General features: G+C 62.0%; 12 protein-coding genes. 6 read left to right on the top strand and 6 right to left on the bottom strand.

Annotated features, from left to right (window positions below; all coding sequences use genetic code 11):
* Position 1 precedes the first annotated feature (1 nt).
* The 4 genes from IPK32_07810 to IPK32_07795 all read right to left on the bottom strand — a co-directional run bounded on the left by IPK32_07810 (position 2) and on the right by IPK32_07795 (position 5,980).
* The gene (locus IPK32_07810; protein MBK8091877.1) at positions 2–3,328 is read right to left on the bottom strand and encodes a hypothetical protein; all 3,327 of its coding nucleotides are present in this window, start codon (positions 3,326–3,328) and stop codon (positions 2–4) included.
* A gap of 144 nt (positions 3,329–3,472) precedes the next feature.
* The gene (locus IPK32_07805) at positions 3,473–4,396 is read right to left on the bottom strand and encodes a metallophosphoesterase (protein ID MBK8091876.1); all 924 of its coding nucleotides are present in this window, start codon (positions 4,394–4,396) and stop codon (positions 3,473–3,475) included.
* Positions 4,397–4,454: 58 nt separating this feature from the next.
* A complete protein-coding gene (locus tag IPK32_07800; protein ID MBK8091875.1) occupies positions 4,455–5,258 on the bottom strand; it encodes a hypothetical protein in 804 nt (267 codons plus the stop codon).
* 92 nt (positions 5,259–5,350) lie between these two features.
* On the bottom strand, positions 5,351–5,980 hold the full coding sequence (locus IPK32_07795) for a phytanoyl-CoA dioxygenase family protein (GenBank protein ID MBK8091874.1): 630 nt from the start codon (positions 5,978–5,980) through the stop codon (positions 5,351–5,353).
* A gap of 102 nt (positions 5,981–6,082) precedes the next feature.
* Here IPK32_07795 and IPK32_07790 point away from each other — a divergent pair, with 102 nt between their 5' ends.
* The 6 genes from IPK32_07790 to IPK32_07765 all read left to right on the top strand — a co-directional run bounded on the left by IPK32_07790 (position 6,083) and on the right by IPK32_07765 (position 10,497).
* Positions 6,083–6,940, top strand: coding sequence for a heme-dependent peroxidase (locus IPK32_07790; protein MBK8091873.1), 858 nt, complete (start codon positions 6,083–6,085; stop codon positions 6,938–6,940).
* A 31-nt stretch (positions 6,941–6,971) separates the two neighbouring features.
* Positions 6,972–7,205 (top strand): hypothetical protein, encoded by a 234-nt coding sequence (locus IPK32_07785; GenBank protein MBK8091872.1) that lies wholly within the window; start codon positions 6,972–6,974, stop codon positions 7,203–7,205.
* 379 nt (positions 7,206–7,584) lie between these two features.
* Positions 7,585–8,316: a thiazole synthase gene (locus IPK32_07780; protein MBK8091871.1), complete on the top strand. Its 732-nt coding sequence runs from the start codon at positions 7,585–7,587 to the stop codon at positions 8,314–8,316.
* Between the two features lie 179 nt (positions 8,317–8,495).
* A complete protein-coding gene (gene rpsN, locus IPK32_07775; GenBank protein ID MBK8091870.1) occupies positions 8,496–8,765 on the top strand; it encodes a 30S ribosomal protein S14 in 270 nt (89 codons plus the stop codon).
* A 100-nt stretch (positions 8,766–8,865) separates the two neighbouring features.
* On the top strand, positions 8,866–9,117 hold the full coding sequence (locus IPK32_07770; GenBank protein MBK8091869.1) for a zinc ribbon domain-containing protein: 252 nt from the start codon (positions 8,866–8,868) through the stop codon (positions 9,115–9,117).
* Complete coding sequence (locus tag IPK32_07765; protein ID MBK8091868.1) at positions 9,118–10,497, top strand: HlyC/CorC family transporter; 1,380 nt, start codon at positions 9,118–9,120, stop codon at positions 10,495–10,497. It begins immediately after the preceding gene.
* A 593-nt stretch (positions 10,498–11,090) separates the two neighbouring features.
* On the opposite strand, the gene IPK32_07760 is transcribed toward IPK32_07765, so the two are convergent.
* Together IPK32_07760 and IPK32_07755 are read right to left on the bottom strand one after the other, a co-directional pair.
* Positions 11,091–11,768: a response regulator transcription factor gene (locus IPK32_07760; protein ID MBK8091867.1), complete on the bottom strand. Its 678-nt coding sequence runs from the start codon at positions 11,766–11,768 to the stop codon at positions 11,091–11,093.
* 9 nt (positions 11,769–11,777) lie between these two features.
* Positions 11,778–13,367 carry a HAMP domain-containing histidine kinase gene (locus tag IPK32_07755; GenBank protein MBK8091866.1) on the bottom strand — a complete coding sequence of 530 codons (1,590 nt, stop codon included), beginning with the start codon at positions 13,365–13,367 and terminating at the stop codon, positions 11,778–11,780.
* Positions 13,368–13,380 lie beyond the last annotated feature (13 nt).

The raw sequence follows: 13,380 nt of genomic DNA, 5'->3' as shown, positions 1-13,380 counted from the left end.
TTCAGGGTGCTTCGGTTTTATCCGTGGGGACTTCGGGGACCTCTTCGTTGGAGTCGGTCGGTGGCTCCACAGGTGGTGCGACGGGTCTGATAGGTCCGACTTCTCCGACGGGGCGTTTTTTACGGCGGAAGATGCCGAAGACGCCACTGACGAACCACAAGCCCACGCTGACGGCGACAGCGAGCAGCACGGCCAGCGCGATGCTGACATCCGCCGCAGGTAGCACGCCGGTGAGGAGCAGGGCACCGAGGCCAAAGAAGATCAGGTAACGCAAACGACCACGCAGACTGCGGCGCAGGCCGATGAGCAGGCAGATGAAGAAAGCGGCGGCTTGGCATCCGAAAGTCACTTTCTCCGATCGGAAGCGCACGTCGATGGCTGCGGGCGGCCCGAGGCGGCGCAGGGTCTCGGTGTGGCCGCTTTGACTGATCTGGAAGCCATACAGCGCACGCACATCGTTCGGCACGGCGGGGATATAGGCGGTTTCGCTCTGGGAGGTGGGATCGACCTGCGGGCCAAAGCTGGGCAGCAGATACTGCACGGCGCGGCGGGCCTGCGTCCAGGAGCGGTCGCGGCTGTCGGGCGTGAGCGGGCCGTCAAAGCGGGTGTAGTGCCACTGCGGCGGCAAATAGAGCCGGTGCCGCGTCTGCATGATCGCGACCTCATCCACCACGGGCACGCTGACGCTGAGGCTGCCGAAGTGGCCGAATTTTTCGCCTGCATGGGCACTGGGCACTTCAAAGACGAAGCGCACCGGGAAAGCGGCTCGTGCGGCATCGCCACTCGGTAGGCGGATGAGCAGATCGTCGCTGCCTTCGCGGCGCATGGGCTGCTGGGGCTCGCGATTGACGACGATGTCGGAGTTCAGCTTGCCGCCTTTCGGCAAGCGCACGACGAGGAACTGCTGGTCGTTGTTTTTCACCCAATAGATGACCTCCGTGACCTGGGCATCATCGGTCGCAACGGCGGTGGTGAGATCCGCATGCGTGAGAATGGCACGCGGCACCTGGATGAAGCTGTTTTTCGCCAACTCGACGCCGAGCTTGATCGGCAAGGACCTGTATTTGTAGGCCAAAAACACGCCGGGGCGCTGCAACTCGCCACGCAGCTCGCGGGCGTCGATTTCTTCGAGCGTTTCGGGCGTGGATTGGCGAATCTCCAGCGCATCGGCCTTCACGACGGCGACTTGGCCGGTTTCTTGGAAAGCACCCGGCACATGCACATGCAGCAGCTCCACCGCGCCGGTTTTGCCCGCGTCGATGGTGATGGGTTGCTCCAGGCTGGCGCTGAGAGTGAAAGCGCCGAGCTTTTCGCCACGCAGCACGACTTCCCACAGCTGGTAGCTCGCGGCATCCGGCAGCACGATGGGTTGCGCGGGTTTGTGGTCTTTGTTGATCTCTTTGATCTGCGGATCGACGAAGCGCACCTCCGCCGCGACGGCTTTCGGCACGGCCAAAATGAAGCGATCGGTGGCCGCGTAGGCGACATCAAAGGCGAGCGTCCATTGGTGGCGCACGGACTGCTCCTTCACCTCGACGAGCGTGAGCACCTCGGCGCTGACCTGGCTGCTGCGGCTCTTTAAAGCGAGCACAGCGGGCTTCGCGGCATCGCGGTAACGGAAGGCGAGGCCGGTGGCGTTCGCGTCGTTGTTCTGCGTGGTGCCGAGGGCGCTGACGTCTTCTTGTTGGAAGTCGCCGAGTTCCTTGGTGTTCGGTTCCAATGAAGAATGAATCGTCACGCCGACGAGCGCCTCATGCCGTGTGACGTTTTGCGGAGCGAAGACGGGCAGCGTGACATCGGCGACGGGTTGTGGGCGAGTTTGCCGAGCGGTGAGCGTGAATTTGAATTCGCCGGCGGTTTGTTTCGGCAATTTGATGACCACATTCGCGGCATCGAGGCTCCAGGATTCGATGTCGCCTTTCACATCGCTGACGGTCCAGCCTGCGGGCACGGCGAGGCGTGTCTCGAAGATGCCTACGCGACGCACGAGGTAGCTGAAGTCGGCGCTGAGCGTGGCGGCCTCGCGGCGGACGGTGAGCTGCGTTTTGCTGGTGGCCTCGACCTGCGCGGTGGCCTCCGCGACATCGAAGGAAAGCGCATACGGCTGCCGCAGCAGGCGGAAGGCACCGATCTGAGAGCGCTCCGTGCCCGCGAAGGATCGCGCAGCGGAATCGAGCTTCTTCGGGGTGACGTCGAGCTGTGACTCGGCGGTGACGGTGGCGCTGCCGCGAGCCTGCGCAGCACCGACGATCTCGATGAAGGGCACGGCGACTTCAGCGGGCAATTTGGCCAAAGGAGCCTCCAAATCGAGTTTGAGAGCAAAAGTGTCCTTTTGCGGCTTTTCGAAGGCGATGAGCAGTGTTTTGCGATTTTCGGCAGCTGCGTCGATTTTCCACTCGCGGATGCCTGCGCCGGTGACGCCGAGGATTTCCTGCTCCTGCGGCAAAGCCACGCGTAGCTCCGAAATCGGTGCGCGGAGGATGCGCAGGTTCATCTGCGCCGTGGTGGCGACAGAGGCGGCGGCGATGGAGGTGCCGAGCACCGTGTCCGCGAGGATGAGCGGCTGCATCTGCGTCACGGCCTGCTGCGCACTCCAGGCGATGTTTTGCTCCGTGCCCGCACCGAAGAAGCAGGAGAACCGCGTGCTGCCAGCCTCACTCATCGCGGTGAAAGCCGCCGCTGGCTCCAGCTCAAAGGCGAGGCCCTCTCCCGGCACGGTCATCGTCAGTCGCGAGACGGCGGCGCGGGGCAGGTGGAGCTTTACGCGGCTCTTTCCCTCACTGCGGAGGATGGGGGCGTAAATTTTCAGCGTGATCTCATACACGCCCTTTTCCGGCAGCAGCAGATCCGCGCCATCGGCACGGCTGCGGATGATCGCTTTGCCCGTTTCGGCCTCGCCGATGCCTGGAGCGGCCTTTTCCGTGAGCGGCAGGGTGACCCAGCCTTTCTGAAACGACTCAGCGGTGATTTTCGCCGTGAGGACGACGCTATCGCCTTCGATCACACCGGTGTACTCCGCCCTCGCGAGCACCGCATCCGCCGGTGGCTTCTTTTCGTCCTCGCTGCGCTTCAGCGTGAGTTCGTTCCAGAGCTCCAAGAACTCGCGATAGGGCAGAAACACGCCCTTACCGCCGTCTTGGAAGACTTTTTCCAGATCGTCGAAGGGGACGTACACCTGGCGTTCACGCTCGATCGCAGGGACAGGGGGAGCGGTAGGCGGCGGAGTGAGCGCAGGAACCGGGGGCAGCGGAGGCGGTGGAGTTTGAGCCAACGAGGTCGCAGTGAGAATAGCGAAGGCGACGAAGCGGAGCAGCGGGTGAGCTTGCATAGGAGCGGACGGGTGGAGTGGGCCTGAATTCCGAAAAGCCTAATGACCCGGCCCGTAAAAGGCGAGTCAAGACTTTGTAAAGAACACGCGGGAGGACCGAGAACCTTGGGGGCAAGGATTCTGCCCAATCTCTACCGTGACCGTTTAGGCGAACTTCAGTACATGTTTCTGCCCGTGCTGCTCATGCGCGGGATTCAGGCTGCGCAGCTCGAATTCGACATGCTCCGCCGTGGCGCGGGCCAGCACCCAGCCACTCGGGCGATCTTTGCCAAAAGCGTAGGCCACCGGCGGCAGACTCAGCACGGGGATGCCCGTTTTGTCGTGCTTGCTGAGGCCCCAGTTGTGGATGTGGCCGTGGATGTAGCCTTTGACGTGCTCATGGCTGGCGAGCAGGCTAAAGAGCTTGTCACTATCCTGGAGGCAGCTGGTTTTTTTCTCCATGCTGGCGAGCATCGGATTGTGATGCGCGATGATGAAGGTGGGCTTCGGGGCGAGACCGCGCAGTGTGCGGTCGATCCAGCCGAGCTGGAGCTCCCCCAGCACGCCGGGAGTCACGTTCACCTGATCGAGCGAATCGAGCAGCACCCAGTTCACCAGGGCGCTGGAGACCACCGCGACGTGCTTGTCCTGCACGGGCACCACGCGTTCTGCATTCGGCGGGCCGGGCGGTAGGATGGCATTGATGAAATTCGTGCGCTGGTCGTGATTGCCCAGTGTGCAGTGGACTTGGATGCTATTGCCCGTGAGCGGCTCCATCAGCCGCGCAAAGGTGGTGTAGTCCTCGGGGCGGCCATCGAGCAGGGCGAGATCCCCATTTACAAAAACACCGAAGGGCTTCTGGCCGATTTTGAGCACCTGATTGACACAGCGAGTGAGGTTTTCCGCCATGCAGACCTCGCGGGCGATGGTCTTTTCATCCTCGGCGATGTGGGGATCGGAAAAGAGCACCCAGAGCTGCTCCGGGATCTCTGCGGCAGGCAGGCGTGAGGCCACGATGGCGCTGAGGCTAGCCGCGCTGGCTTGTTTCAGCCAAGAGCGGCGATTCGTGAAGGGAAGGGTGATAGGCATGGCGAATGTGTGGTGCAGAAAACGCAGCGAGAGAGGGCAATCGTGCGGCGGTGGGTGCTCAGCGTTTGCGTTTTTGCATGTCCTGGCTGGCAGCATCCAGGATGCGGCGCTCCTCTGCCGTGAGGCTGTGCATGCCGCTGGCGCTGATTTTATCGAGGATGTCATCCACGGTGGGTTCAGGCGATGTAGACGGTTTCGAGTCCGGCGTGGGCGTCTTGGCAGGCTTTGGAGCGGCCTGGGGGCGGGATGGCATCTGCGGCATCTGCGGGAGAGATAAATTCCCCGTTTCATAGCGAACGACGAGCCATGCGGTGCCCACATTCGCCGCGAGCAGCAGCAGCTCGGCCCAATTTCTCCCAGCCAGGCAACTCAGGGCACTGATGCCGACAAAAATGGCCGCTAGCACCCAGGCATCAATCGTGGTGACGAGGATATTGAACTGCGCCCTCGGATACAGTGTCGCAAAAGCCACAAAAACGGCGAACTCGATCTGCATGAAGCCCACGCAAGCCAGACCGCGCTGCCCCAGCATGCCCAGCACCGAGATGAGAGCCGGAGAAACCAGCAGCAAGAGCAGGAGCATTTTGACAAACACGCGTCTGCCGAGGTGGCGCTCCACCGCCTCACCAAAGCGCCAAAAAATGAAGCACCCCAGCAGGACCCACACGCTGGGGAAATTCACCATTGGCCACGTAATCGGCGTCCAAATGCGCAGGTGCTTAAAAAAGCCGTCGTGGGTGAAAACGAGGTTTTGGATCAGCTCCACCCCGATGATGGCCGTCAGCACCATGCTCCCCGCCGCGATGAGGGCCAAAATACCCGCCAGATAAACAGGCCGCTGCCGCCACCAAGTGAGCGGCAAGTGGTCAGAAGATTCAGGAAGCCAGGAAGAAAACATCGCGGGGCGAGAACCTCCACGCACCTGCGGGATTGCGCAAACAAGGAAAATGGCCCTCAGGCCCATTCCAGGCCGCTAGGCAGCGCAAAGTCGGCAAACTCCACATGCAGGATGCGCCGCCGCCGCTCACTGGTCGATTTTCCTGAAGCATGCAGCAGCAGCGGGCGCATGAGAAGCACATCACCCGCTCTGGCCGCGCAAAGCTGCTCCGAAACATCTGCCCGCAGCATTTGTATGCGCTCTGCATCGAGCTTGCCCAGTGCATGTGTGCCTGGCAGCACACGGAGTGCGCCATTTTCGCCATCGGCATCATCCAGATGCAGCCGCAGAGTCAACATACGCTCCAAAAGCTCCGCCGGTGGCTGCACATGGGGCAGGCCATCCTTCATGCTCCACGGCCCGAAGCCAGCGACCTCTCGTTTCTCACGCACCGCAATGGTGAGGTCCTGGTGCCAAGTCACCAACCAGTTCGTTTCCGGCGATTTATCGAAAAAGATCGCTCGCACGGCTCTGGGACTGTTTGGGAAATAATTTGCCGCCAGATCGAAAAGCAGCCTCGGCGGCGAAAAAGCCTCCAATCGCCGCCCAGCTCCTAAAATCGGCCCCAGCTCACGAATCAGCTCCGTGCAGGCTTCTGCGCTGAATACGCCGCGCATCATTTTATAACCGTCTGTGGCCAGTTTCATGCCGTTTGGAGATGCCGCGCCCAGTTTGGAACGCAAATGGCAAATCCAACGCATTTTCATCCATTGAGCGGCTGAAAATCCAGCGTATGTGGATGGCCCGCCATGCTCATCCCCACGTCTTTCCCCACCTCCAACGGCCCTGCAGAATCCAAACCGCTCATCTCCCAGGAGGGCTGGGTGGTGCAGCATGTCTTTTACACCATCGATCACGGCTACTGGGCCGCACTGACGCCGGAGGAGCGTGATGAGCGCCGGGCGAAATTCACCGCCACTCTCGAAAGCATCCGCCAGCACCCCGGCACGCAGCTTTTATGCTTCGCCATGGTCTCCGCGAAGTCGGACCTGGGCTTCATGCTGCTCACGCCGGATTTGCATGACTCGCAGCGCTTTGAAAAGCAACTCGGGCTCTCGCTCGGCACGGATGTGCTCACACCGTGCTACAGCTACCTCTCCATGACCGAGTGGACCGAGTACTCGCAGAGCGAGGACGAGTTCAAAGTGCAGCTCGAGAAGGCGGAGGGCCTCACCCCCGGCACAGAGGCCTTTGAGAAGCGCCTCAGCGAGTGGAAGGGCCACATGACGAAGTATTTCAATGACCGCCTCTACCCGAATATGCCCGACTGGCAGGTCATGTGCTTTTACCCCATGAGCAAGCGCCGCAGCGTCGGTGCCAACTGGTACGCGAACGACTTCGCCAAGCGCCGCGATCTGATGGGTGGCCATGCCAAGACAGGCCGCAAATACGCCGGCAAAGTGCGCCAGCTCATCACCGGCTCCACCGGCCTCGATAGCCACGAGTGGGGCGTCACCCTCTTCGCCCACGACATGTTCCAGATAAGGAGCATCGTCTATGAGATGCGCTTTGATGAAGTGACCACGCAATACGGCGAGTTCGGCGACTTCTACATCGGCATCCAGCCCCCCACGGCAGAGCTGCTACAGCGGCTGATGCTGGGTTGATTTCGGCCATGTAGGCTCCTAGAATCGCCCCATGACAGCCGCCTCCTACTTCTCGCCTGCGGCACTCCAGATTTTCGAGTTGTTCAAAGCCCTGCACGCCGATGAGCAGGTTTTTGTACGCGAAAACCTAAAGCTTGCGGCGGAGGACGACGGGCCTTGGGACCTGCTGAACGAGCGCCAAAGGCTCTACGAGCAGGGGCTTGATCCCGCGATTCCGTGGGAGGAAGCAAAACAGCACCTTCGCGAAAAATGGGCCCCCAAATAAGAATGGCAGCTTTGGGGAATCGAATGGGATCGCCTGTTTTTTCTCCTCGGTTCTGCGATGCTTAGCGGCGCGAGGGTTGGATTCATCGAGAAGAAAATTCGAGGGGTTCAGCAAGAGTCATCCTGGTTTTGGATGAATTTGGGGCTGATGATCCTTGCTGGGCTGGGCATGGTGGCGCTGGCCTGCTGGGCTTGAGGAATCGATCAGACCCTCTCTTGCGTTTGCACTGGTCGCTTTTCCCTCCATTCAGCAGGGTGCATGGAATCCCTTCGACATTCGGATTTCGGCATTCGTCATTTTCTGCCCCGCTTTCGCTTTGAACTCCGCCCTCACCAACCAGCCCCTCACCATCGCCGACCGCTCATTCACCTCCCGCCTCATGATGGGGACGGGAAAATTCGCCAGTGGCGAGCTCATGCGGGAGGCGATCGTCGCCTCAGAAACCCAGATCGTCACCGTAGCGCTGCGCCGGGCCGATCTCAGTGGCAAAGGCGACCCTTTTGCCAACATCCTCGACTTCATCCCCAAGGACGTCCTTCTGCTGCCAAACACCAGCGGCGCGATGAATGCAGAGGAGGCCGTACGGCTCGCACGCCTCGCTGTAGCCGCCGGTCTGCCGAACTGGGTGAAGCTGGAAATCCACCCCGATCCACGCTACTTGCTGCCAGATCCCATCGAGACGCTCAAAGCGGCAGAAATCCTCGTCAAAGAGGGCTTCACCGTGCTGCCCTACATCAATGCGGACCCTGTTTTGGCCCGTCGCTTGCAGGATGTGGGCACGGCCACCGTCATGCCGCTCGGTTCGCCCATTGGCTCGCATCAGGGCATCACCACCCGGCGGCAGATCGAGATCATCATCGCCCAGGCCACCGTACCCGTCGTTGTCGATGCCGGCATCGGAGCCCCCAGCCACGCCGCAGAGGCCTTTGAGATGGGCGCAGACGCCGTGCTGGTGAATACCGCCATCGCCGTCGCCACCGACCCCGTGCGCATGGCGCAGGCCTTCAAAATGGCTGTGGAAGCCGGACGAGCCGCCTACGAGATCGGCTTGGGCGAGCACACAGACTCCGCGTCAGCCACGAGTCCGCTGACGACATTTTTATATCAGTGATCCAGCCATGAATTAGCCCTTCATCAGGTAGGTGAAAGCGATCACACCGAGGAAGAGGAGAGAGGCGGCAAGCAGCATTCCAGTGGCCATAAGGCTGCGTCAGTAACCCGAAACAACAAGCCTGCCAGTGAAAATTTTCCCTTGCCAAAAATGCTCCCTGCGCCAAGCTCCGCGCCCCTATGGCTAAAACCTGCTGGCTCGAGCGCCAAAAGCGCAAGCTCAAAACTGTCGAAAAATACGCAAAACTCCGCGCCGAACTCAAGGCCGCCGGAGATCACATCGGTCTGTCCCTGCTCCCCCGTGATGCCAGCCCGACACGTCTCACGAATCGCTGCCGCGTTTCGGGTCGTCGTCGCGCCTTCATCCGCCGCTTCCAGATGTCCCGTCTTACCTTCCGTGAAATGGCCTCCCAGGGTATGATCCCCGGCGTGACCAAATCCAGCTGGTAATCCACCTCCATTTTTGGCTATCTAAAGCCCGGCCCGGTCGCAAAACCGGGCCGTTTTCGTGATAAGGCGGCTCCCTCTTTCTCCGCCTCACACGCTGCGAATGCCCACCTACTCCTACATCGCGCAAGACCCTGAAAAGGCCTGTCCGGCCTGTCGGCGTGGTTTTGATCTACGCAGGCCTATGGATCGTGCGGCTCTGGAAGTGTGCCCACTTTGCAAAAAGCCGGTCAAAAAGCTCATTTCCGCCTTCAACACACCCAAATACACGAAGCCGCTCTCCGTCTCCGACGCGAAGAAGGCAGGCTTTACCATCCTGGAAAAGCGCTGCGACGGGAACTATGAAAAGCTCTAAATGAACCTCTTTCTCGCCAGCGCCGCCGTCGAACTGGCTCACGAATGGCATCCAGACCCCTCCTACCATCTCTGGCGGGTCGTCATCATCCTGCTCATCGTGCTGCTGAATGCCTTCTTCGTCGCGGCGGAGTTCGCAATCGTCAAAGTGCGTGACAGCCAGATGCAGGCCGCCATCGAGGACGATGTCCGTGGGGCGAAATTTGCCCGCCAAGTCACTCGGAATCTCGATGCTTACCTTTCAGCAGGGCAGCTCGGCATCACGCTCACCTCCATCGCGCTCGGTATCTTCGGCGAGCCGTATGTCTCGCTCGTCCTACAGCCCTTGCTCTTTAAAATCGGTGTCACCAGCGAGGCCGTCGTGAGCTGGACCGCCATCCTCGTCGCATACGCCCTTGTCACCTACCTCCACGTCGTCTTTGGAGAGCAGGCCCCGAAGGTGCTCGCCATCCGCAAGTCCCTCACCATCACGCTCTGGATCGCACGGCCGCTGCACTTCTTTTATCTGCTCACCCGGCCTGCCATCTGGCTCCTGAGCAGCAGCACCAATCTCGTGCTACGCCTCTTTGGCATCGCCAATGTCTCCGATCACGAGATCGCCCACTCCGAAGAAGAACTGCGCCACATCGTGGCCGAAAGCCAGAAATCCAAAGAAGTAACCGAGACGGAAAAAGACATCCTCCTCAACGCCCTCGCCCTCAATGACCGCTGCGTGCGCGATGTCATGACCCCGCGCAACACGGTCATCTCCCTCGATGCCGATGACAGCTTTGAGGCAAATTTAAAAGTCGCCATCGACAGCAAACACACACGCTACCCGCTCGTCGAAGGCCACCTGGATCACGCCATCGGCCTCATCCACATCAAGGACCTCCTCGCCCTCGTCGGCAAGCCGCAGCCAGACCTGCGGAAGATTAAACGGGACTTCCACATGGTCCCTGAGCTGATGCCCATCGACAAGCTGCTGCGCTTTTTCCTCGACAAGCACGTCCACTTTGCCCTCGCTGTCGATGAATTCGGCGGTGCCGTCGGCGTCGTCACCCTCGACAACGTGCTCGAAGAAATCGTGGGCGACATTCAGGACGAGTTCGACCACGAAATCAGCGAATTCCGCCGCATCAACGATACCGAATTCACCGTCGAAGGCACCTTCAATCTCTACGAACTCGCCGAGCACGCCGGCATCGATCTCGAAAGCGACGAGGTCACCACCATCGGCGGCTACGTCACCCATTTACTCGGCCATCTACCCAAAGTCGGCGAAAAAGTGATCATCGAGGACTACGAAGTCACCACCACCAAAGCCGACCTCCGCCGTGTCGTGCAGCTTCACTTCAAGAAGCTCAGCAAAGAAGCCGCGGAAGAACAAAAGACGGATTGATCCCCCCCCCCCCCCCCCCCCCCCCCCCCCCCCCCCCCCCCCCCCCCCCCCCCCCCTCCCCCCCCCCCCCCCCCCCCCCCCCCCCCCCCCCCCCCCCCCCCCCCCCCCCCCCCCCCCCCCCCCCCCCCCCCCCCCCCCCCCCCCCCCCCCCCCCCCCCCCCCCCCCCCCCCCCCCCCCCCCCCCCCCCCCCCCCCCCCCCCCCCCCCCCCCCCCCCCCCCCCCCCCCCCCCCCCCCCCCCCCCCCCCCCCCCCCCCCCCCCCCCCCCCCCCCCCCCCCCCCCCCCCCCCCCCCCCCCCCCCCCCCCCCCCCTTTTTCTCTCCTTCCCCTTTCCCCCCCCCCCCCCCCCCCCCCCCCCCCCCCCCCCCCCCCCCCCCCCCCCCCCCCCCCCCCCCCCCCCCCCCCCCCCCCCCCCCCCCCCCCCCCCCCGCCCCCCCCCCCCCCCCCCCCCCCCCCCCCCCCCCCCCCCCCCCCCGCCCCCCCCCCCCCCCGCCCCCCCCCCCCCGGCCCCCGCCCCCGCCGCCGCGCCCCCCCCGCCCCCAGCCCCCCCCGGCCCATTGACGTGAAAAACAGAGCAACACTGTTTGTCACGCCTCACCCTCTGCACCGATAGCCCACGCCGCGCACGGTCTCGATGATGTCCTCTGGCTCACGCTCGATCTTTTTGCGCAGTTTCGCGATATGTTGATCCAGGGTGCGGCTCTCTGGCATGTAATCCAGCCCCCAGCAGACATCGAGAAAGACATCCCGGCTGATCACCTGGCCAGCGCGGTCGTGCAGCAGTCGCAGGATGGCGACCTCACGCGGTGTGAGGTCCACGCTGGTGGCGGCCTCATCGCGTATCGCACGCAGCTCGGTGGGAAAGACACGCAGCGGGCCGATTTGGAAGCTCGTGCTCGGTGTTTTTGCGCTGCTGACTCGGCGCAGAGCGCTGTGAATGCGGGCGATGAGCTCGTGCTTGCCAAAGGGCTTCCGCACAAAGTCATCTGCCCCCAGGCGCAGCCCCACGACCACGTCGATCTCCTCGCTTTTCGCTGAAACGAAGAGCACCGGCACCCGCGAGTCTTTTTCCCGTACTCGGCGGCATACTTCGTAGCCATCCATGCCAGGCATCATGATGTCCAGGCACAGCAAGTCTGGTTTGTGCTTCTGCCAAAGTGCCAAAGCCTCGTTCCCGTCCTTCGCCACCAGCACCCGAAAGCCCTCTGGCCGCAGGCATGCGGCCAGTGAGTCGAGAGTGATGGGATCGTCGTCGGCTAGGAGGATGGTCATGGTGTCAGTTTATCCTAATCCTCCTCTTACTCCTACTCTTCCTCCCGTCGCGAGCGTCACTTGGCCCACGCTTCCGGGAGTAGGAGGAAGAGGAAGATTGAAAACAAAACACGCACCCTTCTCCACCCTCACCATTTTCAACTCTCCGCCCATCCTCGTCGCCAGATCCCTCGCGATGCTCAGTCCCAGCCCCGCGCCGCTCACACCAGCGCTCACGCGATCATCCAGACGCTCAAATGGCTCAAAAATACGTTCCGCGTCCTTTTCCGCGATGCCCGCCCCCTCGTCCGAAATCGTCAAAGTGAACGCACGCTCGCATTGCTTGCTATGAAGCCTCGCGGGCACATTCGGCGCATACTTCTCCACGTTGGAGAGCAGGTTTGCGGTGATTTGCGCCAGCGCATCGGCATCCAGCGAGATTTCCGCGTTGGAGCCCTCGTGCGTCTGCGTGACCGAAATGCCGCGCCTCCTCAGCGCAGGCTCAAACTGCCCCAAAACCCTCTCTACGACCTCCACGGGCCTGCACGGGGCATTTTGAAGCTTCAGACGGCCAGCCTCCTTCCGTGAGAAGGTGAGCACATTTTCGATCAGGCGGCTCAAACGACCTGCTTCCTCGCGAATCAGGCCAAATCGGCCCACAGAGGCCTCCGGCAGGCTTTCTTCGATCACATCGAGATTGAGCAGAATATTCGTCATCGGCGTGCGCAGCTCATGGGAGACGCGATTCACGAAGGAAACACGCTGCGCCGCAAGTTTTGCCGCGCGGCGCTGTTGCTCATGCAGCGCTAGGCCGCCCAGCACGATCAAAACACCCAAAGCCATGCCCGCAGTCAGAATAGGCATGTGATAGTTCACGCGGCTCTCCCGCGCATCCCAGGAGGCGAGCTGCCAGCCACCAAAACGCGAGTTGATGCCCATGAGCACATCCGGCGGCCCTTGAGGCACCGCCACTTCACGATGCAAAACCGCTTCGCCATCCTCCCAAAACTCATCCGACTCGCGAAGCGCCAGCGCCACACTCGGCATCTCGATCAAATGCACCGTCATCGCGGCCCGCACTGCAGAGCGGTCGATGGTGAGTGCAAGAAAACCATCATCGCCGAGCCGCGCTACATAAAATAGAGGTTTCCCCACCTCGTCGATCCAACCACCCTTGCTGCTTTTTGAGAATTGCATCTCTGCATTGAGCAACACGCGGGAGCGAGGTATCCCTGAGTGTTCTTTTTTCAGTGTTGGTTCTGGTGGCGGGGAGCTGAGCGGCGGGCCGATATGAACGTGCCTTTCATCCGGGCCGACTTTAATTCGCGGCAACAGCCATGAAACACGCATGATGCCTGTCACCCCCTGAGCGATCTCCCGCGTTTTGCCCTCTGTGGTCTCCCACATCGTGGCGGTGAGATCCTGGCACACGCTGCGCAAATGATCCTCATACAACTGCTCCAGCCGCCGCGTCTCCGCATGCAAGGTGGCAACGAGCTCACGCTGCGCCGTGCGGTCTCGCTCCACCCGCACCTCCACCACCCGCCGTGCTGCGATCACGCCACCGCCTGCGACACAAGCCGCCAGCAGCAAGAGCAAGATGAGCGTGAGGCGGGGCATGGTTAAAATGGTG

This window comes from Verrucomicrobiaceae bacterium, assembly GCA_016713035.1.
In the GTDB taxonomy this organism is placed as follows: domain Bacteria; phylum Verrucomicrobiota; class Verrucomicrobiia; order Verrucomicrobiales; family Verrucomicrobiaceae; genus Prosthecobacter.
This window is presented reverse-complemented; position numbering and strand designations above follow the sequence as displayed.

Bases quoted from the DNA above. Each gene is read 5' to 3' on its own strand.
- IPK32_07810 (MBK8091877.1), bottom strand. From the start codon at position 3,328: ATGCAAGCTCACCCGCTGCTCCGCTTCGTCGCCTTCGCTATTCTCACT.
- IPK32_07805 (MBK8091876.1), bottom strand. From the start codon at position 4,396: ATGCCTATCACCCTTCCCTTCACGAATCGCCGCTCTTGGCTGAAACAA.
- IPK32_07795 (MBK8091874.1), bottom strand. From the start codon at position 5,980: ATGAAACTGGCCACAGACGGTTATAAAATGATGCGCGGCGTATTCAGC.
- IPK32_07790 (MBK8091873.1), top strand. From the start codon at position 6,083: ATGCTCATCCCCACGTCTTTCCCCACCTCCAACGGCCCTGCAGAATCC.
- IPK32_07785 (MBK8091872.1), top strand. From the start codon at position 6,972: ATGACAGCCGCCTCCTACTTCTCGCCTGCGGCACTCCAGATTTTCGAG.
- IPK32_07780 (MBK8091871.1), top strand. From the start codon at position 7,585: ATGATGGGGACGGGAAAATTCGCCAGTGGCGAGCTCATGCGGGAGGCG.
- rpsN (MBK8091870.1), top strand. From the start codon at position 8,496: ATGGCTAAAACCTGCTGGCTCGAGCGCCAAAAGCGCAAGCTCAAAACT.
- IPK32_07770 (MBK8091869.1), top strand. From the start codon at position 8,866: ATGCCCACCTACTCCTACATCGCGCAAGACCCTGAAAAGGCCTGTCCG.
- IPK32_07765 (MBK8091868.1), top strand. From the start codon at position 9,118: ATGAACCTCTTTCTCGCCAGCGCCGCCGTCGAACTGGCTCACGAATGG.
- IPK32_07760 (MBK8091867.1), bottom strand. From the start codon at position 11,768: ATGACCATCCTCCTAGCCGACGACGATCCCATCACTCTCGACTCACTG.
- IPK32_07755 (MBK8091866.1), bottom strand. From the start codon at position 13,367: ATGCCCCGCCTCACGCTCATCTTGCTCTTGCTGCTGGCGGCTTGTGTC.